Raw genomic sequence first — 17,647 nt, forward strand, 5'->3', positions numbered from 1 at the left:
GGGCAGGGGCACTCGGCCGGGGGCTGGGGCTGGGGGCGAAGGCTCGGCCAGGGCCGGGGCCGGGGCGGGGCCGGGGGCTGGGGCCGAAGGCTCGGCTCAGGCCGCCGCGACGGACAGCGTGCCGCCCGGCACGTCGCGACGGATCGGGTGGCGAGAGAGAGATCCGCGCGAGCGAAGGATCTGCGTGTTCAGCCGGTCGTTGTGCGTGACAGCCACTCCGTCAGCAGGGCCTCGAAGAGCTCCGGCTGTTCGAACTGCAGGTTGTGGCCGGCCACGTCCAGGACTGCGTACGTTGCCCGTGGATAGTGGGGGAGCAGTGCCCACTGGTCCTCGTAGCCCGTGATGCTGTCCTGGCGGCCGCACAGGATCAGGGTGGGTCTCGTGAACGCCTTGCCGGACTCCGGGGTCGTCGACAGGGCGTAGCGCCGCAGGATTCGGGTCACCGTGGGCTCGTCGGCCGCGTCCAGGCCGGGCTGGACCTCGGCCTTGAAGCGCTCGTAGGCCGCGGCGGTTCGCACGACGGCCATCTCGGTGAAGCCCGGGTCGGCGTCCAGGTCCGGGTCGTCGCGCAGGGTCACGTGCTCGGGCACGGTGCGGGTGGCGTGCTCGACCGCGGTGCCGATCGAGCAGATCAGGGCCAGGCCCCGCACCTGGTCCGGGCGGCGGTTGGCCAGGGCGCGGCCGAGGTAGCCGCCGTAGGACTCGCCGATGAGCAGGAACGGCTCGGTGCCGATGTGTTCGGTGACGAAGGCGTCCAGGGCGGCCAGCACGTCGTCCGACGAGTCGATGCCGGCGCCGGGGGTGCGGCCCATGCCGGGGAGGTCCGGATACAGGCGGCGGTAGCCCGGTACCCGGTCGAACAGCGGCTCCAGGCAGCCGAGCATCAGGCGGTGGTCGGGCGTGAAGCCGTGCACCGCCAGGACCGGGACTCCGCCACCGCGCTCCACGAAATACATGACCGCATCCTGGCATCCGGGTACGACAAAAACCCGCGTCGGAGGCCGGCCCGGGCCGCCTGGGTACGCAGCGTGGCCAACGCGCGCACCGGGCGTCCGCACGGCCCGGCGGCCCGGGGGGAGGCGGTGGAGCAGGTCGCGTACCGGCAGCCGCTCGATGATCGCGTCGGGGGCGGCGCCCGGCGGGAGCTGGGGGTGCCTGGGGAGTCGTGACCATGGGCGCCGGGGTCGGGGTGGCCGCTGGCGTACCGCTGAGATCGCGGCTCAGCCGTGCAGCCGCGCGCCCTTGAGGATCTTGTCGACCGCGTTTCTCGGGCCGTGGACGGCCAGGCCGGCCAGGGACAGGGCGTCCTTCGGCACGGCTCGCACCGCGGCCCGGTTGTCCTCGTCGTTGCCGGTCCTGAACAGCTCGTCGGTGAAGATCGCGCAGGCTGAAGCCCGGTCCACGGCGCGCGCGTGGGCCTGCCGCAGCAGCGCCGCGTCGCCCTCGAAGATCATGACGGGCTGGCCGAGCATCGGCAGGTAGCGCGTGCCGTCCGCGTCCTCGTAGGCCGCGCCGAGCAGGCCGGGCTCGGTGCCGGCGATCCCGGAGATCACGAAGGCGGTCACGTTCAGGCGCTGCCAGGTCGGCAGGTCGTCGCGCAGCAGGACGGCGATCTTGGTGGTGAAGGTCATGGGTCGAGCCTTGCCGCCGCGGCGGTCCGTGGCTTGTACGTTGTGCACGTGGGCGACGAGGTTGTGGCCGCGTGGCGGCCCCGGGTGCCCGGGGTGGCCGAGGTCTTCCACGCGCACTTCGTCGATCACGCGTACCCGCCGCACGTCCACGACGTCTGGACGCTGCTGATCGTGGACGCCGGGGCCATCCGGTTCGATCTCGACCGGCACCGGCGCGGGGCGGCCGGGTCCTCGGTGACCCTGCTGCCGCCGCTGGTGGCGCACGACGGGCGCGCGGCGACCCACGACGGGTTCCGCAAGCGGGTCGTCTACCTGGACGCGTCGGTGCTGCCGCCCGGCCTGGCCGGCGCGGCCGTCGACGCGTCCGGGCTGCGTGACGCGGCGCTGCGGCTGCGGATCCACCAGCTGCACGAGGCGCTCGGCCGGCCCGGCGAGGAGCTGGAGGCGGAGAGCCGGCTGGCGCTGATCCGGTCGCGGCTGCTGACGCACCTCGACCGGGGGCACCGGGAGGACCCGGCTCGGCCCCGGCGGCTGGCCGAGGGGCTGCGGGAGCTGCTGGAGGACCGGCTCGCCGAGGGGATCTCGCTGCGGGAGGCCGGGCTGCTGCTCGGGAGCCATCCGGGGCACCTGGTCCGGACCTTCACGGCCACGTTCGGGCTGGCGCCGCACCGGTATCTCGTGAGCCGGCGCATCGAGCTGGCCCGCCGGTTGCTGCTGGCCGGGCGGAAGCCGGCCGAGGTCGCGGCCGAGGCCGGGTTTCATGACCAGGCGCATCTGCACCGGCACTTCAGGCGCCACGTCGGGGTGACCCCCGGCGTCTTCGCCGCCGGGCGTTAGCGGCGCGAGGGTGTTGCCCCACCGTGCGCACGGTGGGGCCGGCGGTGCTAGGCCGCGGCCTCGCCAGCGGCCAGGTGCAGTCTTCGGTCGGCCGCGGCCGCGTTCCGGTGCAGGCGCAGGGTCTCGGCGCTGAGCAGGTCCCGGCCGATGCCGCTGAGCCGGTAGTAGCGGCGTAGTCGCGACGCCACCACCTCCTCGCGGTCCACCTCGATCAGGCCGTCGGCCCGGAGGCGGTCCAGGATGCCGTAGAGGGTGCCGGCCTGCAGGCGCACCCGGCCCTCCGAGATGCGCCGGACATCGTCGAGGATGCTGTAGCCGTGCTGTGACTCGGCTGCCAAGGCGGTGAGGACCAGGAACGTCGGTTCGCGTAACGGTAAGCCAGTCATACCCATCACTATATGAAGACCATCGATATATGCAATCGACCGATCGGATGGCCGACCCGGATTTTTAGTTAACTGTCTTAACAGCAACGGGTCAATGGCTCCGCACCCTCGAATGCGGAACTTTCGCAAGAACTACCCTTCGTGACCATCCTTCAGCGCTAGGTGCACGAGCGTCTCGGCGCAGGCGTGGACCTGGTCCAGGCAGACCCGCTCGTCCGGGCAGTGGCCGTAGCCGACGCCCGGGCCGAACTGGACGGACGGGACGCCGGCGGCGGTGAGCAGGCGCAGGTCGGAGCCGTAGGGGGCGCCCACCACGGCCGGCTCGGCGCCCGTCAGCGCCCGATGCGTCCGCACGACCCGCTGCACCAGGCCGGTGCCGTCGGGGCAGCGGCCGCTGGCGAACTGCCCGCCCCACCACTCGACGGTCACGGGGTGCTCCCGCAGCCAAGGGTCCTGCGCGCACGCCTCGGCCACCGTGGACTCGAACTCGGCCCGGGCGCTGTCCACCGGCTCGTCCAGCGCGACGCCGAACCGGCCCTCCGCCACCAGGAGGTCCGGCACCGTCGAGGCCCAGTCGCCGGAGCGCACCGTGCCGACCTCCAGCGGGTAGGCGATGTCCCACCGGCGCATCATCGGGTCGACGCGGCGGTTCCGGGTGGCCTCCAGCGCCCGCAGCACGGGGAAGATCAGCTGGAACTTCTCCACCGCGCTGACGCCGGACGTCCGGGCGCAGGCGTGGGCGGCCAGGCCCGGGACCCGCAGGCGGAAGGTCAGAGCGCCGCCGTTCGCGGCCAGCACGTCCAGGGCCGTGGGCTCGGTGATCACGCAGGCGTCGGCGCGCCAGCCGCGATCGAGGGTCGCGTAGGTGCCCAGGCCGCCGTCCTCCTCGCCGATCACGGCGGCCAGCAGCAGGTCGCCGCGGGGGCGGGTGCCGGTGCGGTGGATGGCCAGGAACGCCTGCAGCGCCGCGACGAATCCGCCCTTCATGTCGCAGGCGCCGCGGCCGTAGGCGTGGCCGTCGCGGATGTCGCCCGACCACGGCGAGGTGGACCAGGTGCCGGGATCTCCCGGGGGTACCACGTCCAGGTGGCCGTTGAGCATCAGCGACCCGGCGTCCGGGTCCGTTCCGCCGATCCGCGCGACCAGGCCCCAGGCCTCGGCCCGCGCCACCTCCATGCCCGGGAAGTCCTCGCGGGACTCCAGCTGCGCCACCGGGATCGGCCACAGGTCCAGCTCGACGCCCTCGGCCCGCAGCAGATCCGCCACGTGGTGGACGATCTCGCTTTCCTCGGGCGTGCCGCCCACACTGGGGATCCGGATCAGGTCGGTCAGGGTGCGGGTGGCCTCGGCGCGAGCGTCGCGCAGGGCGTCCGTGGCCGCTTGCACGGCCGGCTGAGCTGCATGATTCACGAGGGCACGATATGTCGCTGACGCTCATGACGTACAACATCAAACTCGGCGGCGCCGGTCGCCTCGAGCAGATCGGGCGCGTGATCGCGGAGCAGTCACCGGATGTCGTCGCGGTGCAGGAGCTTCGCGGGGAGCCGGATCTGGGCGCGTTGACCGGCATGCGGCCGGTCGTGGCGCGCTCGTGGCGCGGGCAGCCGGTCGGGCTGCTGGTGGCGCGGCATCTGCGGGTGCTCGGCGCGGGGCGCGTCGCCCGGCCGTTCTTCCACGCGGCGGCCTGGGTGCGGGTGGCCACGCCGCTCGGGGCCCTGACGCTCGTGTCCGCGCACCTGTGCCCCTACTGGGGCGCGGTGCGCGCCGCCGAGGCGGGATGGCTGGCCGCGTTCCTGCGGCGGCGGGGCGAGGGCGTGCTGCTGGGCGACCTCAACACGCTCGACCCCTGGGACTCGCACGAGGAGCGGCTGGCGGCGCTGGCACCGCAGTACCGCCGCCGCCATCTCGATCGCGGAAGGCCCGACGTGCGCGCGACGGCGCTGCTGGCCCGGCGGGGGCTCGTGGACCTCTTCCGCCGGTGCGGCTCGGGGGAGGGCTGGACGGTGCCGACCCGCGGGGGCGGGGGCGCCGAGTTCACGCGGATGCGGCTGGACTACCTGTGGGCGACGCCGGGCAGCGCCGCCCGGTTCACCGAGTGCCGCGTCGTGACCGGCGCTGCGGCGGAATCCGGTTCTGACCACTACCCGGTAGTGGCCCGGGCAGCGTAGAGACCTGGGCGGCGGCGGCCTGGGCGGCGGTGCCGCAGGTGCGGGGGTCGATCTGCTGGCGGATCGGCGGGCGGCGCCGGTCGCCGCCCAGCGGGGGGTTCGCCACCCAGCGGATGACCGGGCCCTGGCCGGGCGCCGGGGTCCAGCCGAGGAAGCGCTGCCAGAGCTGCTCGGCCCCGAACTGGCGCAGGTCCTCGGCCGCGTCGGCGACCCGCAGGGCCATGAGGGTGCGCAGCTCGGCCGGGTTGTCCGCATACTCGGCGACGAGCTGGGCCCGCTTGGCCGCGCACGGCCACGGATCGGCACATCCCGTGCATCGCCACTCGGGGCGGGCCGGCATGTGGGCCGCGGACGTCACCCAAGGCTCCCGGGCCGGACGACCTCGAGGCGGCGCAGGGCGTAGACGAGCACCGAGTTGCGGGCCGTCACGTACTCGTCGCACGGCCACGGGCGGCCGCAGTCGCGGCACAGCTCGCCGCGCTTGAGCTTGGCGGCCAGCCACCCGCGCGGGCGCGGCTGGTGGCGGCGGCGCTGGCGGACGAGGTCTGGGAGCTCCATTGCGAATCCTCTAAGGCGCCGTGGACGGACGGGGGGAGGTGGTGTCGCGGGGCTTGCCGAGGCGAAGCGTGGTGTGCACCAGGTGCTGGTGGTCGCCGAGGCGGGCGGCCGCGTGCACGGTCAGCGGGGGCGGCGCGGCCGCGTGGGGGCGGCGGCGGGTGCCCTTGGAGCGGTACATGGCCGCGTCGGCACGGTGCACGGCGTCGGCGAGGTGCGCGTCGGGCTCGACGGGGACGAGCCCGACGGACACGCTCACGGTGACGATCTGCCCGGCCAGCCGCATCGGGGCCGCGAGGGCCTCGGCGAGCCGGTCGGCCTGCTCCTGCACGCCGGCGGCGCGGCCGGGGAGCAGGCCCGCGAACTCGTCGCCGCCGAGCCGGGCCACCAGCCCGCCGTCGGCGTACGCGTGCAGGCGGCGGGCGGTCGTCACGAGCACCTCGTCGCCGGCGGAGTGCCCGAACACGTCGTTGATCTGCTTGAACCCGTCGACGTCGAGCACGACGGCGACCAGGGGGTGCCGCGCGCGGTCGGCGACCAGCTCGGTCCCGCGCAGGTAGAAGGCGCGGCGGTTGGGCAGGCCGGTGAGCGGGTCGTGGCTGGCCGCGTGGCGCTCGATCTCGAGCTCGGCGCCGAGCCGGGCCGCGAGCCGCTCCGCGCGTCGCGCGCGCACGTAAAGAGGAAGAGCCGCGCACGCCCCAGCCGCCGCGGCCGCGCCGGCCATGAAGGCGAGGGGATCCATGCGCGTCGTCCCTTCAGATCGCAGCTGGGGAAGTCACCCGATCATTTGGGTCCGAATGTCTGGTTTTGATCACCTGCTGTGAGCGACCCCTGACATCCGCACATGCGCTAGCATGCGCTTTATCGGCTGCAGAAGCAAGAGCCGATGCACGTGCAGATGCCGGGTGCTTGGTGAACTTTCAACCAAGGTCGTCAGAGAGATGTCGATGGAGCAGACGTACAACGGGATGCCGGCCGGCCACCTCCCCGGTGTGACCTGGCAGAAGAGCCGCCGCAGCAACCCCAGCGGCAACTGTGTCGAGCTGGCCCGCCTGCCCGGCGGGGCCGGGTTCGCCATGCGGAACTCGCGCGACCCCGAGGGGCCGGCGCTCATCTACACCTACGAGGAGATCGCCGCGTTCCTCGGCGGCGCCGGCGACGGTGACTTCGACAATCTCCTGGCAGCCGAGTAAGCGGCTGAGTAATCCACGTCCGAAGATCGAGCAGGCTCGCCGCCGCCGTCCCGCGCGAGCCCACTCCCGCTTACTGTCGGGTCATGGCATGCTTACTCCGGTCGCGGGGGAGGCTCGCGGCTCGCGACTGTTCGACCATGACGGTCCCGGAGGCAGCACGGTGACGACCGGTCTAACTGAAGGAGGAGCATCCGGAGGCCCAACGGTCCTCCGGATGCTGCTGGGCGCCCATTTGCGGCGCCTTCGCGAGGCTCAGGGGGTGACCCGGGAGGACGCCGGCTGGGAGATCCGCTCGTCGGAGTCGAAGATCAGCCGGATGGAGCTCGGCCGCGTCGGCTTCAAGGAGCGCGACGTCGCCGACCTGCTCTCCCTCTACGGGGTCGACGACCCCGAGGAGCGCTCGCGCCTTCTGGCGCTGGCCCGTGACGCCAACAACCCGGGCTGGTGGCACCGCTTCGGCGACGTGCTGCCCAGCTGGTTCCACTCCTACCTCGGGCTCGAGGCGGCCGCGGCGCTCATCCGCACCTACGAGGTCCAGTTCGTGCCCGGGCTGCTGCAGACGCAGCAGTACGCCCGCGCGGTCGTCCTGCTCGGCCACGGCCGGGCCAAGGAGGACGAGATCGAGCGGCGGGTCGAGCTGCGCATGCAGCGCCAGCAGATCCTGCACCGGCCGGACCCGCCGAAGCTGTGGATGGTCGTCGACGAGGCCGCGCTGCGCCGCCCGATCGGCGGCAACGAGGTCATGCGCGGGCAGATCGAGGCGCTGCTGGAGATCAACAACACGCTGCCCAACGTGCGCCTGCAGGTCATCCCGTTCAACGCGGGCGGCCACGCGGCGGCCGGCGGCGCGTTCACGCTGCTGCGCTTCCCCGACGACGACCTGCCCGACGTGGTCTACATCGAGCAGCTGACGTCGGCGCTCTACCTCGACAAGCGCGACGACGTCGACCTCTACGCGGAGGCGATGGAGCGGCTGTGCGTCGAGGCCCGCCCGCCCATGGACACCTCGAAGATCCTCGAGGACATCCGCAAGGATTTCGCCTAGGTCTCTCGGCCCGGGAGGGCGGCGGCGAGCTGCGGCCGCGGAGGCGGGCCCGCAGCTCCTCCCGTGTCGTCTCCAGCCGCGCCGGCATGAGCCCGGCACGGCGCGCTGCGAACAGCGCCCGGTGGAAATTTCAGCCCTTGTCTCGGACAACGGGGGCAAACGTGTCGAAGCGCTTGACTGTCCGGGGGTGCGGCGAAGGATGGGAGCGCTTCCAACCGCCATCCGAGAAGCTTCCCAAGGAGCCCCCATGCGGTACCGCACAACCACCCTGGCGGTGGCCGGCGGCCTGTTGCTCGCGTCGGCCGGGGCGGTCCTGCTGCCGGCCTCGGCACAGGCCGCCGCGGGCTGTCAGGTCACGTACACCACCAACGACTGGCCCGGCGGCTTCACGGCCGCCATCACGATCAAGAACCTCGGCGACGCCGTGTCGTCGTGGACCCTCGGCTGGACCTTCGCCGCCGGGCAGCACGTCGACCAGGGCTGGTCGGCGACCTACACCCAGTCCGGCGCGAACGTGACGGCCGCCAGCATGTCGTACAACGGCGCCCTCGCCACCGGCGCGAGCACCAGCATCGGCTTCAACGGGTCGTGGAGCGGCTCCAACCCGAAGCCGGTCGCGTTCACGCTCAACGGGGTCGCCTGCAACGGCACCACGACGAACTCCCCGAGCCCGTCGAGGAGCGCCTCGCCCGGCCCGTCGGTGTCGCCGTCGGTGTCGCCGTCGGTGTCGCCGTCCGTGTCGGTGTCGCCGCCGCCGGCCGGGGCCGCCCCGAAGCTCAAGGTGAGCGGCAACAAGCTGGTCACGAGCACCGGATCCACGTACCGGCTGCTGGGCGTCAACCGCTCCGGCGGCGAGTTCGCCTGCATCCAGGGCAACGGCATCTGGGACGGGCCGATGGACCAGGCCTCCGTCACCGCGATGCGCACCTGGAAGATCCGCACCGTGCGGGTGCCGCTGAACGAGGAGTGCTGGCTCGGCACGAGCGACGTGCAGGCGGCCTACGGCGGGGCCAACTACCAGAACGCGGTGAAGGCGTACGTCAGCCTGCTCGTCAGCAACGGCATCACGCCGATCGTGGAGATGCACTGGAACTACGGGCAGTACACGGGCCCGTCGGCCGGCTGCTCCGACGTCAAGGCGACCTGCCAGAAGCCGATGCCGGACGCGCAGTACGCCCCGAGCTTCTGGACCGGCGTCGCCAACGCCTTCAAGGGCAACGACGCGGTCATCTTCGACCTGTTCAACGAGCCGTACCCGGAGCGGGCCACCGGCAGCGCGAGCACCGGCTGGGCCTGCTGGCGCGACGGGGGCACCTGCAACGGCATCGGCTACCCGGTGGCCGGCTTCCAGTCGCTGGTCAACGCCGTGCGCGCGACGGGCGCGACGAACGTCATCATGATCGGCGGCCTGGCGTACTCCAACGACCTCACGCAGTGGCTGCAGTACAAGCCGGCCGACCCGCAGAACAACCTCGCGGCGTTCGCGCACATCTACAACTTCAACACCTGCTCCAACACCTCCTGCTACGACAGCCAGCTCGCCCCGGTGGCGGCCCAGGTGCCGCTGTCGCTGACCGAGATCGGCGAGAACGACTGCTCGCACGGCTTCGTCGACACGCTCATGAACTGGGCCGACGGCAAGGGGATCGGCTACCTCGGCTGGACCTGGAACACCTGGGACTGCTCGAGCGGCCCGTCGCTGATCAGCAACTACAACGGCACTGCGACCGCGTTCGGCCAGGGCATCAAGGATCACCTCGCGGGCGTTTCGTCGTGAGACGCGCCCTGATCGCCGTCACCCCCGCGCCGTGGAACGCCACCCCGCCCGCCACGTTCGGCTTCCTCGCGTCGTGGAACGGCACCAACGCGGTGCCGGCGGTGACCTGCTCGTAACGTGCGCGCGTGCTCGTTGGCCCCGGTCGGCGGCGACCGGGGCCAACGGATCAGCGGGTGACCGTGAACATGTAGCAGCCGTAGGCGATGTTGCGGCTGTCGACCCGCACGACCTCCGGATGCGCCAGGATGTCGGCCAGCTCCGCCTCGGGGTCCGTGCCGTCGTGGGTGCGGGTCGACGGATGGATCCAGCCGCGGGCGTCGTAGGCGCGCAGGACCTGCGGGCGGCCGCGCCAGCCCGCCGGGTAGCCGGTGCCCGCCGGACCCGCGCACGGCTCGGCGTGGGCGAAGACGGCGCCGAGCTCGCGGTAAGGGCTGTCCGGCGGCAGCTTCGGGTCGAACCCGAACAGCAGCAGGCGCTCGCCCGGCTCGGCGTCGCGCAGGCAGCACCGCACGGGCTCGCCGCCCTCGGCCGTCCACGGCCGGGGCGGGTTGCCGGAGGCGTCCCGGCCGGTGCGGCGAACGGATTCCAGCGTCCCGGCGTCGATCGCGTGAACAGTGAACATGCCCTCAGCGTGCCCCCGCGAAACGCTTCGTGCCGGCGGGAATCGGTCTTCGCATCGGCGCCTAGTTGATCATGCGGGACGGCGCCGTGGTCCGTACCGTTGTGTGGGTGGAGCGGGTACCCCTGGACGAGAACGCCGCGGCGCGGCAACGGCTTACTGCACTCATCGAATCCCTCGGCGACGAGGGTCTCGGCAAACCGGTGGCGCCCGGCTGGAGCGCCGCGACCGTGCTGGCGCAGCTCGCGTTCTGGGATCGCTGGGCGCTGACGCTCGTGCGCCGCTGGCGCTCCGGGCACCTGCCGCCGCCGACCGTGCCGCAGTGGTACGACGACGCCATCAACGACACCCTGCTGCCGGCCTGGCAGGCGCTGCCCGGCCCGGTCGCGGCGCAGCTGGCGCTCGCCGCCGCCGAGGAGGCGGACCTGGAGATCCGCAAGGCCGAGACCCCGGTGGTGGCCGGGATCCTGGCCGCGGGCCAGGCGAACCTGCTGCACCGGCATGTGCCGCGCAACGCCGCGCTGGACCGCATCGAGGCGGCCGGTCAGGGGACAGCCGCGGCGCCCGTGGTGCCGCATACTCGGACGCCGTGAGCGGTGATCCCTTCGAGAGCCTGGACCCCGGGTGGGCGCGGGACGTCGAGCGTCGTGCCGTGCGCGCGGCCCGTGTGCGACGCGTGCGGCGCGGCCTGCGCCCGCCCCGCCGCCGGGGCCTCGGCCCGGCCGGGAAGCTGGTGCTGATCGGCGTGGTGGCCGCGGCCGCGGTGCTGGTGTCCTTCGGCGCGTCCTTCTTCCTGCCCGGCGGCCGGTGACGTCGCGCCGGGCGGCCTCCGGAGGAGGGTGAAAGGGCGGATCACCCGTTTCTGTGCGGACCGGTCACGCCGCCCGTCGGCACGATCGGCGCATGTTGCGTCTCGATCCTGACAGCGTTCTCGTCACCACCGCCGCCGAGCTGCAGACCCGGCACCTGGAGCGGGATCCCGACGACCCCTCGCGGTGCGGGGCCTGCGGGGCGCTGCTGCCCTGCCCCGTCGAGGCGGCCGCCGCGCTGGTGTGCCGGGCCGGGGGGCTGTGGCTCGAGGGGGACACGATCGTGGACGCGCTCGAACCGCCGACGCAGCTCCTGGCGATCATTCCGGCCGAGGTCTGAGATGATCAATGGATGAGGCTTCGGCCGTACGCCGAACAGGACCGCCCGCTCACGGCCGAGCTGGAGGGCGACGCCGAGGTCATGGCGCACCTCGGCGGGCCGGCGCCGGGCGGGCGGGCCGAGTCCGTCCACGAGCGGCGGGTCGCGGGGCGCGACGGGGAGTGGTACCGCACGATCCTCGCCGACCCCGATGACGAGCCCGCCGGCGTCGTGGCCGTGTTCCGCAGCGTCTGGGAGGGGCGCGAGATCCACGAGCTCGGCATCATGCTGCTGCCCGGGCGGGCGCGGCGCCACGGGCTCGCGGCGGGGGCGGTGCGCCTCGCCGTCGAGGAGGTGCGGGCGTCGGGGCTGGTGCGCGAGGTGCACGCGTTCATCGGGGCCGAGAACCGGGCCGCGGGCGTGGTGGCCCGGCGGACCGGGTTCGTCAACCACGGGCCGTGCGACGTGGACTACGAGGGCGTGCCGATCCGGTGCGAGCACTGGATCCTGGAGCTCTAGCGCAACCTGGAGCTAGGCGGCGGGCTCGACCAGGCCCGGGGACTGCAGCCAGGCCAGCGCCTCGGCGCGGGGCAGCGGCTTGGTGAACAGGTAGCCCTGGCCGAACCCGCAGCGCAGGTCCACGAGACGCTGGCGGTTCGCCTCGGTCTCGATGCCCTCGGCCACCACCTCCAGGTCCAGGGTGCGGGCGAGCTGGACGATGCCGCGGACCAGGTCGTACTGCCGCCGCGAGGTCCCGATCGTGTCCACGAAGGACTTGTCGAGCTTGAGCGCGTCGACGGCCACGCGGTGCAGGTAGGACAGCGACGAGTACCCGGTGCCGAAGTCGTCGATCGAGACCCGCACGCCGGCGGCGCGCAGGGTGGCCAGGTCGGCGTGGATGTGCTCGTCGTCGCCGAGCAGCAGGCTCTCGGTGATCTCCACCGTGAGCGCGCCGGCCGGCAGGTCGGCCTGGGCCAGCTCGGTCAGCACCCGCTGGACGAAGCCGGGGGAGCGGAACTGGCGCACGGACACGTTGACGCTCATCGTGGGGGCGGCGTCGGAGCGGTACAACGTGCGGAACTCCACCGCGGTGGCGATGGCGTTGCGCATCACCCAGTCCCCGAGCGGGACGATGAGCCCGCACTCCTCGGCGATCTCGATGAACTCCAGCGGCGGCACCAGCCCGAAGGTCGGGTGCTGCCAGCGCACCAGCGCCTCGAAGCCGTGCGGCACGCCCGTCGCCAGCTCGACGATCGGCTGGTAGTGCAGCACGAACGCGTCCGTGGCGAGGGCCTGGTCCAGGTCGGTGCGCAGCCGCATCCGGCGCAGGGTGTCGGCGTGCATCGCGGACTCGTACCGCCGCCAGCGCTCCGGCGTCCGCTTCGCGCTGTCCAGGGCGACGTCGGCCTCGCTGAGCACCTGCGCGGCGTCGGCGGCGTCGGCGGTCATGGCCACCCCGACGCTCGGCAGGGCCGTCACCACGCTGCCGCGGACCAGGAACGGCGGGCGGAAGTCCTCGACGATCCGCGCGGCGAGCGCCTCGACCTCGGCGACGTCCGCGCGCTCGAGCAGCACGCCGAACTCGTCGGCGCCGAGGCGGGCCACGACGGCGGCGTGCGGGCACACCTCCACGAGCCGTTCGCCGAACGCCTTGAGCAGCTCGTCGCCGACGTCCTGGCCCATGGCGTCGTTGACCATGCGGAAGCCGTCGATGTCGAGGATGAGCACGGCGGCGGCGGTCGCGCTCTGCACGCAGTCCTGGAAGCGCAGGCGGTTGCCGAGGCCGGTGAGCGGGTCGAGGTACGCGCGGTCGATGAGCTCGCGCTCGAGGCGGCGGCGCTCGGTCACGTCGTGGATGGTGAGCACCCGCCCGGCGACGGTCGGCTCGTCGGTCAGGTCGCGGACGGTCACCTCCACGTCGGCGGTGGACCCGTCGGCGCGCCGGATCCGCTCGTGCGACACCAGCAGGTCCGACACGTGCGCGCCGACCGGGTCCAGACCGAACAGCGGCTGGGCCGAGGGGCTGGCGTAGCCGACCCGGTCGTCGTCGCCGACGATGAGGATGACGTCGGCGGCGTTGAGCACCAGGGTGCGGAAGTAGGCGTCGCTGTCGCGGCGGACGATCTCCCGGTTCAGCGCGATGTGGTCGAGCATGCTCGCGGCCTGGCCGGCCAGCACGCGCGCCGACTCCTGCAGCGTGACGAGGGCCCGCTCGTCGGCGGCGACCCACAGCTCGCCCAGGCGGGCGCCGCCGATGCTCAGGGGGCAGTACAGCGCCAGCTCGAACCCGTCCAGCTCGCGCGCGAACTCCTCGGGGAGCTTCGCGACGTACTGCATGCTCATGACGGCCTCGCGGTGCGCCGGGCCGACGCGCAGCACGGTGCGGTGGGCGGTGCCGGGGCGCAGCAGCGAGCCGACCGCCCGGCGCACGACGGCCTCGACCGCGGCCACCTCGGTCGCCGACAGCAGCGCCTCGCAGGCCTTGCGCAGCGCGCGCTCGCGGGACAGCGTGTGCCCGACGCTGCGGGCGGCGAGCGCGCCCCGGCCGAGCGACAGCGCCACGAGCGCGGCCGAGCCGACCGCGATGACGGTCCCGTTGTGCACCGGCCCGGACTGCGCCTCGGCGAAGAGGATCCCGGGCGCGACGAGCGAGGCGACGCCGAGCACGGCCCGGCGCGGCTTGACCTGCGTGGAGCCGATCACCCGCGGCTCGGACAGCTGCGCCATCGACGGGTGCAGCGCGGCGAGCCCGCCCGCGGCGAAGAACACGATCCAGCCGACGTCGACGACGCTGCCCAGGCCCCACTCCCCGTCGAGCCGGCGCAGGCTGAACGCGACGTCGGAGACGAGCAGCACGGCCCCGGAGGTGAGCAGCAGCGCCACGCTCCAGCTGCGGCGGGCCTCCAGCACCATCCGCACCATGATGGCCAGCAGCATCACGTCGGCGAGCGGGTAGGCGCTCGCGACGGCCTTCTGCGCGGCGTTGAGGCCGGGGTCGCTGAGGTACGGGTCGATGAGGATCACCCAGGCGAGCAGCCCCGCCCCGGCGGTGAAGATGAGCGAGTCGATGACGGTCGCCCAGTCCCGGTTCGCCGCCCCGGAGCGGCTCAGCATCAGCAGGCCGAGCAGCAGCAGCGGGAACGTCGCGCCGAGCGAGATCGCGTCGGCGACCGACGGGAACCGGTCCGAGTGCAGCACCTCGGTCTGCACCAGCGCGGCCGCGGTGCCGGCGGCGAGGCCGAGGGAGCCGCCGCCCCACAGCAGCCACGGCAGCTTCCGCCGGGGCCGGTGGACGCGCACGCCGTAGACGATCGCGGCGATGGTGGCCGCGACGAGCCCGACGTAGCAGAGCAGGCCCACGGCCGGGAACAGCCGGTAACAGACGGCAAGCACGAGCGCACAGAGCGCATATGCCCAGGTCACCCGCCTTGTCACGCCGCTCCTTCCCGAGCGCTGCAAGCTACTTTGTCCCGCCGATCCCGGGCGGGGCAAGGTCTGATCCACCGGTATACCCATCGGCCGGTCGAATGGCGGCTGAAGGCCCGCGCCGCATGCGTTTGCCGGCCAGGACATGCGTTCCGCGGACCCGGTGGCGCGGACCGATAGGTTGATCTCCATGGACTTCGCCTGGCTCGAGGTGACGACGCTGGCCGAGCGGCCCGACCGCATGCCGCTCATCACGACGTTCGACGACCCCACCGTGGCCCCGTTCCTGTATCAGGACCCGGTCTCCGCGGCGCTCTTCCCGGCCCTGGTGCAGCGGCATCCGCAGTACACGCTGCTGGCCGTCGAGCGCGACACCGGCGCCCCCGCGGGGATGCTGTGCACGCTGCCCTTCACCGCGGGCGAGGACGGACAGCTGCCCGGCGGCGGCTACGACGCGGTGCTGCTGTCCGCGGCCGCCGACGCCCTCGCCGGGACCACCGGGCCGCAGGTGTCGGCGCTGTTCGCGACGGTCCGGCCGCAGCTGCGCGGCCGCGGCGTCTCCGGCCATCTGCTGGCGCTGACCCGGCGCAACGCCGCCGCGCTCGGGCATGCGGCGCTGTTCGCCCCGGTGCGCCCGACCCACAAGCACCTCCAGCCGCTGGTGCCCCTGGGGCAGTACGTGGCCCGCCGCCGCGCCGACGGCACCGCCGAGGACCCGTGGCTGCGCGTGCACGAGCGAGCCGGTGGGCGGTTCGTGGCGGTCGCGCCGCACTCGATGACCATCACGGCGCCGCTGGAGCGGTGGCGGGCGTGGACCGGGCTGCCGTTCGACGCGCCCGGGCCGGTCGTCGTCGCCGGCGGGCTCGGGCCGGTCGTGTGCGACCCCGAGCGGGATCTCGCCACCTACGTGGAGGCCAACGCCTGGTACCGCCACGACCTCTGAGACGCGACCGCTGCGACGCGGCCGCGGCGATCAGAGGGCGGCGCGGTCCCGCAGGCCGTGCTTCACCGAGTACATCGCGGCGTCCGCGTCGCGCAGGAGCCGGTCGGCGTCGGCCAGGGCGCCGCACGCCGCGCCGATGCTGGCCCGGATCGGGATCAGCGCCTGGTCGATCTCGACCGGCTCGGCGAAGCGCTGGTGCAGCCGGCGGGTCAGGTCATCGGCGTAGGCGAGCGCGGTGTCGGGCAGCAGCACCGCGAACTCGTCGCCGCCGAGGCGGGCCACGGTGTCGGCGGGGCGCACGCACTGCCGCAGCCGGTCCGCCACCGCACGCAGCAGCGCGTCGCCGGCGTGGTGGCCGTAGGTGTCGTTGACCGCCTTGAAGCCGTCCAGGTCGATGATGAGCACGGACGCCCGGCCGCCGGCGGCCGCGATGCGCTCGGCGAACAGGGCCCGGTTGGCCAGGCCGGTCAGCGCGTCGTGGGTCGCCTCGTGGCGCAGCCGGTCCTGGAACGCCACGACGTCGGTGATGTCGTGCGCGTTGTAGACCACGCCGCCGATGCTCGGCACGTGCGTGAGGTTCGTGGCCACGGCCGTGAGCCAGCGGTCGCGGCCGTCGAGGTGCGGGACCCGCAGGCGCACGGTGATGCTGGCGCCCGGGCGGGTCAGCAGGTCGTCGAGGCGGGCCCGCCACTCGTCGCGCCCCTCGGCCACGGTGAGCTCGTCCATGCGCCGGCCGATCACCGACTCGGGCGGCACGCCGAAGGTGCGCTCGACGGCCGGGCTCGCGTAGGACACCACATGGTCGGCCCCGGCGATGACGGTGATGTCGGAGGAGTGCTGGACCAGGGCCCGGAACCGCTCCTCCTGCGCGGCGAGGGCCCGCATGCTGCGGTCGAGCTCGCCGAGCAGCCGCGCGTTGTCGGTGAAGGCGATCAGCTGCCGGGTCACCACGATGCCGGTCACCAGCAGCACGCCGATGACCACGCCCCAGACGCGGGCGTCCAGCGAGCCGCGGGTGAGCGAGACGATGAGCAGCACGTAGGCGGCGGCGACGCCGATGTAGGGCAGCAGGCTGAAGGGCCGCACCGGGCGGCGCGCGAGGATGTCGGGGTCGGCGCGCAGGTTCACCTCGTTGATGCGGGGCACGGCGGCCAGCAGCGCGCACGGCAGCAGCCGGGCCAGCATCGCGACCTCGGGCCGGGCCACCTCCACCAGGGGCGCGGTCAGGCCGGTGGACAGGCCGATGAGCACGCTGGCCAGGCCGGCGCACCAGCCGGCGATCGGGGTGAACGGCATGTTGCGGCCGAGCATGAGCTTCACGAGCCCGAACGAGCCCGCGAGGCTGACCCCGGCCGAGGCCAGGGCGAGCAGCAGCGCTCCGCCGCCCTCGCGCAGGTTGACGCTGGGGGAGAGGTACCAGACGAAGATCGCGGTGGCGGCGACGACGGTGGCCGCGTCGAGCATGAACCGCAGCCGCTCCCGGCCGGCCGTGTTGGTCGGGTGCAGCACCATGGCGAGCAGGCAGACCAGCGACCCGCACGTGACGAGCCCGGCCTGCAGCGCGCCGCCCTGCACCATGCCGTCGACGGGGGCGGCGAAGGTCTGCACGCCCTGGGCCGCGTCGCCGGCGGTGAGGAACACGGCCCCGGCCGCGATGAGCCGCCAGAACCGCCGGTGCGCCGCGGACACGCCCGGCAGCACGCTCATCCGCGCCGCGAAGACCGCGAAGACGATGTCGAGCAGCACCTGAATCGGCCAGAACAGGGCGAGTCTCGCATCACCGGAAGCCCCGGTCCCGGGCAGGGCATACCAGACCGTGAAGGCCGCGGTGACCAGCAGCAGGGCACGCAGGACCGGATCGCGCAGCAGCGCTGCCCTCGCCGCCGGGCGAGGCCGCTGCTCATGGGATGTGCTCACGGCACTCCTTCATTGCGCCGGA

At 73.4% G+C, this 17,647-nt stretch carries 20 protein-coding genes; 10 read left to right on the forward strand and 10 right to left on the reverse strand.

Translation table 11 applies throughout. The annotated features are described in order from the left end of the window. Positions 1–188: 188 nt before the first annotated feature. Both ACQP2P_RS10850 and ACQP2P_RS10855 read right to left on the reverse strand, forming a co-directional pair. Positions 189–956 (reverse strand): alpha/beta fold hydrolase, encoded by a 768-nt coding sequence (locus ACQP2P_RS10850; RefSeq protein WP_433615194.1) that lies wholly within the window; start codon positions 954–956, stop codon positions 189–191. Positions 957–1,220: 264 nt separating this feature from the next. Further along, a complete protein-coding gene (locus ACQP2P_RS10855; RefSeq protein WP_433615196.1) occupies positions 1,221–1,631 on the reverse strand; it encodes a DUF2000 family protein in 411 nt (136 codons plus the stop codon). Positions 1,632–1,679: 48 nt separating this feature from the next. Here ACQP2P_RS10855 and ACQP2P_RS10860 point away from each other — a divergent pair, with 48 nt between their 5' ends. Then, a complete protein-coding gene (locus tag ACQP2P_RS10860) occupies positions 1,680–2,468 on the forward strand; it encodes an AraC family transcriptional regulator (RefSeq protein ID WP_433615198.1) in 789 nt (262 codons plus the stop codon). A 47-nt stretch (positions 2,469–2,515) separates the two neighbouring features. On the opposite strand, the gene ACQP2P_RS10865 is transcribed toward ACQP2P_RS10860, so the two are convergent. After that, positions 2,516–2,854 carry a PadR family transcriptional regulator gene (locus tag ACQP2P_RS10865; protein WP_433615200.1) on the reverse strand — a complete coding sequence of 113 codons (339 nt, stop codon included), beginning with the start codon at positions 2,852–2,854 and terminating at the stop codon, positions 2,516–2,518. Between the two features lie 132 nt (positions 2,855–2,986). Beyond that, positions 2,987–4,264 (reverse strand): ArgE/DapE family deacylase, encoded by a 1,278-nt coding sequence (locus ACQP2P_RS10870; RefSeq protein WP_433615202.1) that lies wholly within the window; start codon positions 4,262–4,264, stop codon positions 2,987–2,989. Between the two features lie 11 nt (positions 4,265–4,275). Here ACQP2P_RS10870 and ACQP2P_RS10875 point away from each other — a divergent pair, with 11 nt between their 5' ends. After that, positions 4,276–5,022: an endonuclease/exonuclease/phosphatase family protein gene (locus ACQP2P_RS10875; RefSeq protein WP_433615205.1), complete on the forward strand. Its 747-nt coding sequence runs from the start codon at positions 4,276–4,278 to the stop codon at positions 5,020–5,022. Here the strand turns inward: ACQP2P_RS10875 and ACQP2P_RS10880 are convergent. Genes ACQP2P_RS10880 through ACQP2P_RS10890 form a run of 3 tightly spaced genes read right to left on the reverse strand, consistent with a single transcriptional unit; the run spans position 4,943 to position 6,319 of the window. After that, complete coding sequence (locus tag ACQP2P_RS10880; RefSeq protein WP_433615207.1) at positions 4,943–5,380, reverse strand: hypothetical protein; 438 nt, start codon at positions 5,378–5,380, stop codon at positions 4,943–4,945. The two genes, ACQP2P_RS10875 and ACQP2P_RS10880, sit on opposite strands and share 80 nt — an antisense overlap. Beyond that, positions 5,377–5,580, reverse strand: a complete 204-nt coding sequence (locus ACQP2P_RS10885) for a hypothetical protein (protein WP_350618294.1) — start codon at positions 5,578–5,580, stop codon at positions 5,377–5,379. The genes ACQP2P_RS10880 and ACQP2P_RS10885 overlap by 4 nt, the downstream gene beginning before the upstream one ends. 10 nt (positions 5,581–5,590) lie before the next feature. Continuing rightward, complete coding sequence (locus ACQP2P_RS10890; protein WP_433615209.1) at positions 5,591–6,319, reverse strand: GGDEF domain-containing protein; 729 nt, start codon at positions 6,317–6,319, stop codon at positions 5,591–5,593. Positions 6,320–6,524: 205 nt separating this feature from the next. Here ACQP2P_RS10890 and ACQP2P_RS10895 point away from each other — a divergent pair, with 205 nt between their 5' ends. The 3 genes from ACQP2P_RS10895 (at position 6,525) to ACQP2P_RS10905 (ending at position 9,592) form a co-directional block, all read left to right on the forward strand. After that, on the forward strand, positions 6,525–6,770 hold the full coding sequence (locus tag ACQP2P_RS10895) for a DUF397 domain-containing protein (protein ID WP_350618298.1): 246 nt from the start codon (positions 6,525–6,527) through the stop codon (positions 6,768–6,770). Positions 6,771–6,984: 214 nt separating this feature from the next. After that, on the forward strand, positions 6,985–7,815 hold the full coding sequence (locus ACQP2P_RS10900) for a helix-turn-helix domain-containing protein (protein ID WP_433615212.1): 831 nt from the start codon (positions 6,985–6,987) through the stop codon (positions 7,813–7,815). A gap of 247 nt (positions 7,816–8,062) precedes the next feature. After that, a complete protein-coding gene (locus tag ACQP2P_RS10905) occupies positions 8,063–9,592 on the forward strand; it encodes a cellulose binding domain-containing protein (protein WP_433615213.1) in 1,530 nt (509 codons plus the stop codon). Positions 9,593–9,758: 166 nt separating this feature from the next. Here ACQP2P_RS10905 and ACQP2P_RS10910 read toward each other — a convergent pair whose 3' ends face one another. Then, a complete protein-coding gene (locus tag ACQP2P_RS10910; protein WP_433615215.1) occupies positions 9,759–10,214 on the reverse strand; it encodes a DUF1203 domain-containing protein in 456 nt (151 codons plus the stop codon). A gap of 107 nt (positions 10,215–10,321) precedes the next feature. Between ACQP2P_RS10910 and ACQP2P_RS10915 the strand changes: the two genes are divergently transcribed. The 4 genes from ACQP2P_RS10915 to ACQP2P_RS10930 all read left to right on the forward strand — a co-directional run bounded on the left by ACQP2P_RS10915 (position 10,322) and on the right by ACQP2P_RS10930 (position 11,858). Beyond that, positions 10,322–10,804, forward strand: a complete 483-nt coding sequence (locus ACQP2P_RS10915) for a hypothetical protein (RefSeq protein WP_433615217.1) — start codon at positions 10,322–10,324, stop codon at positions 10,802–10,804. Beyond that, positions 10,801–11,022, forward strand: coding sequence for a hypothetical protein (locus tag ACQP2P_RS10920; protein WP_433615219.1), 222 nt, complete (start codon positions 10,801–10,803; stop codon positions 11,020–11,022). Before ACQP2P_RS10915 ends, ACQP2P_RS10920 begins: the two co-directional genes overlap by 4 nt. A gap of 92 nt (positions 11,023–11,114) precedes the next feature. After that, positions 11,115–11,360, forward strand: coding sequence for a hypothetical protein (locus tag ACQP2P_RS10925; protein WP_433615220.1), 246 nt, complete (start codon positions 11,115–11,117; stop codon positions 11,358–11,360). Positions 11,361–11,372: 12 nt separating this feature from the next. Further along, positions 11,373–11,858 (forward strand): GNAT family N-acetyltransferase, encoded by a 486-nt coding sequence (locus ACQP2P_RS10930; RefSeq protein ID WP_433615222.1) that lies wholly within the window; start codon positions 11,373–11,375, stop codon positions 11,856–11,858. Positions 11,859–11,870: 12 nt separating this feature from the next. Here ACQP2P_RS10930 and ACQP2P_RS10935 read toward each other — a convergent pair whose 3' ends face one another. Then, positions 11,871–14,774 (reverse strand): putative bifunctional diguanylate cyclase/phosphodiesterase, encoded by a 2,904-nt coding sequence (locus tag ACQP2P_RS10935; RefSeq protein ID WP_433615224.1) that lies wholly within the window; start codon positions 14,772–14,774, stop codon positions 11,871–11,873. Between the two features lie 181 nt (positions 14,775–14,955). Between ACQP2P_RS10935 and ACQP2P_RS10940 the strand changes: the two genes are divergently transcribed. After that, positions 14,956–15,708, forward strand: coding sequence for an N-acetyltransferase (locus ACQP2P_RS10940; protein WP_433615225.1), 753 nt, complete (start codon positions 14,956–14,958; stop codon positions 15,706–15,708). 30 nt (positions 15,709–15,738) lie between these two features. Here the strand turns inward: ACQP2P_RS10940 and ACQP2P_RS10945 are convergent, their stop codons facing one another. Next, on the reverse strand, positions 15,739–17,625 hold the full coding sequence (locus ACQP2P_RS10945; protein WP_433615227.1) for a diguanylate cyclase domain-containing protein: 1,887 nt from the start codon (positions 17,623–17,625) through the stop codon (positions 15,739–15,741). Positions 17,626–17,647: the final 22 nt, after the last annotated feature.

This window comes from Dactylosporangium sp. CA-139114 (assembly GCF_050955725.1).
In the GTDB taxonomy this organism is placed as follows: Bacteria; Actinomycetota; Actinomycetes; order Mycobacteriales; family Micromonosporaceae; genus Dactylosporangium.

Excerpts from the sequence above, each read along its gene's own strand:
- ACQP2P_RS10940 (WP_433615225.1), top strand. The coding sequence starts at position 14,956 with ATGGACTTCGCCTGGCTCGAGGTGACGACGCTGGCCGAGCGGCCCGAC.
- ACQP2P_RS10865 (WP_433615200.1), bottom strand. The coding sequence starts at position 2,854 with ATGACTGGCTTACCGTTACGCGAACCGACGTTCCTGGTCCTCACCGCC.
- ACQP2P_RS10905 (WP_433615213.1), top strand. The coding sequence starts at position 8,063 with ATGCGGTACCGCACAACCACCCTGGCGGTGGCCGGCGGCCTGTTGCTC.
- ACQP2P_RS10900 (WP_433615212.1), top strand. The coding sequence starts at position 6,985 with ATGCTGCTGGGCGCCCATTTGCGGCGCCTTCGCGAGGCTCAGGGGGTG.
- ACQP2P_RS10855 (WP_433615196.1), bottom strand. The coding sequence starts at position 1,631 with ATGACCTTCACCACCAAGATCGCCGTCCTGCTGCGCGACGACCTGCCG.
- ACQP2P_RS10910 (WP_433615215.1), bottom strand. The coding sequence starts at position 10,214 with ATGTTCACTGTTCACGCGATCGACGCCGGGACGCTGGAATCCGTTCGC.
- ACQP2P_RS10890 (WP_433615209.1), bottom strand. The coding sequence starts at position 6,319 with ATGGATCCCCTCGCCTTCATGGCCGGCGCGGCCGCGGCGGCTGGGGCG.
- ACQP2P_RS10875 (WP_433615205.1), top strand. The coding sequence starts at position 4,276 with ATGTCGCTGACGCTCATGACGTACAACATCAAACTCGGCGGCGCCGGT.
- ACQP2P_RS10895 (WP_350618298.1), top strand. The coding sequence starts at position 6,525 with ATGGAGCAGACGTACAACGGGATGCCGGCCGGCCACCTCCCCGGTGTG.
- ACQP2P_RS10850 (WP_433615194.1), bottom strand. The coding sequence starts at position 956 with ATGTATTTCGTGGAGCGCGGTGGCGGAGTCCCGGTCCTGGCGGTGCAC.
- ACQP2P_RS10885 (WP_350618294.1), bottom strand. The coding sequence starts at position 5,580 with ATGGAGCTCCCAGACCTCGTCCGCCAGCGCCGCCGCCACCAGCCGCGC.
- ACQP2P_RS10925 (WP_433615220.1), top strand. The coding sequence starts at position 11,115 with ATGTTGCGTCTCGATCCTGACAGCGTTCTCGTCACCACCGCCGCCGAG.
- ACQP2P_RS10930 (WP_433615222.1), top strand. The coding sequence starts at position 11,373 with ATGAGGCTTCGGCCGTACGCCGAACAGGACCGCCCGCTCACGGCCGAG.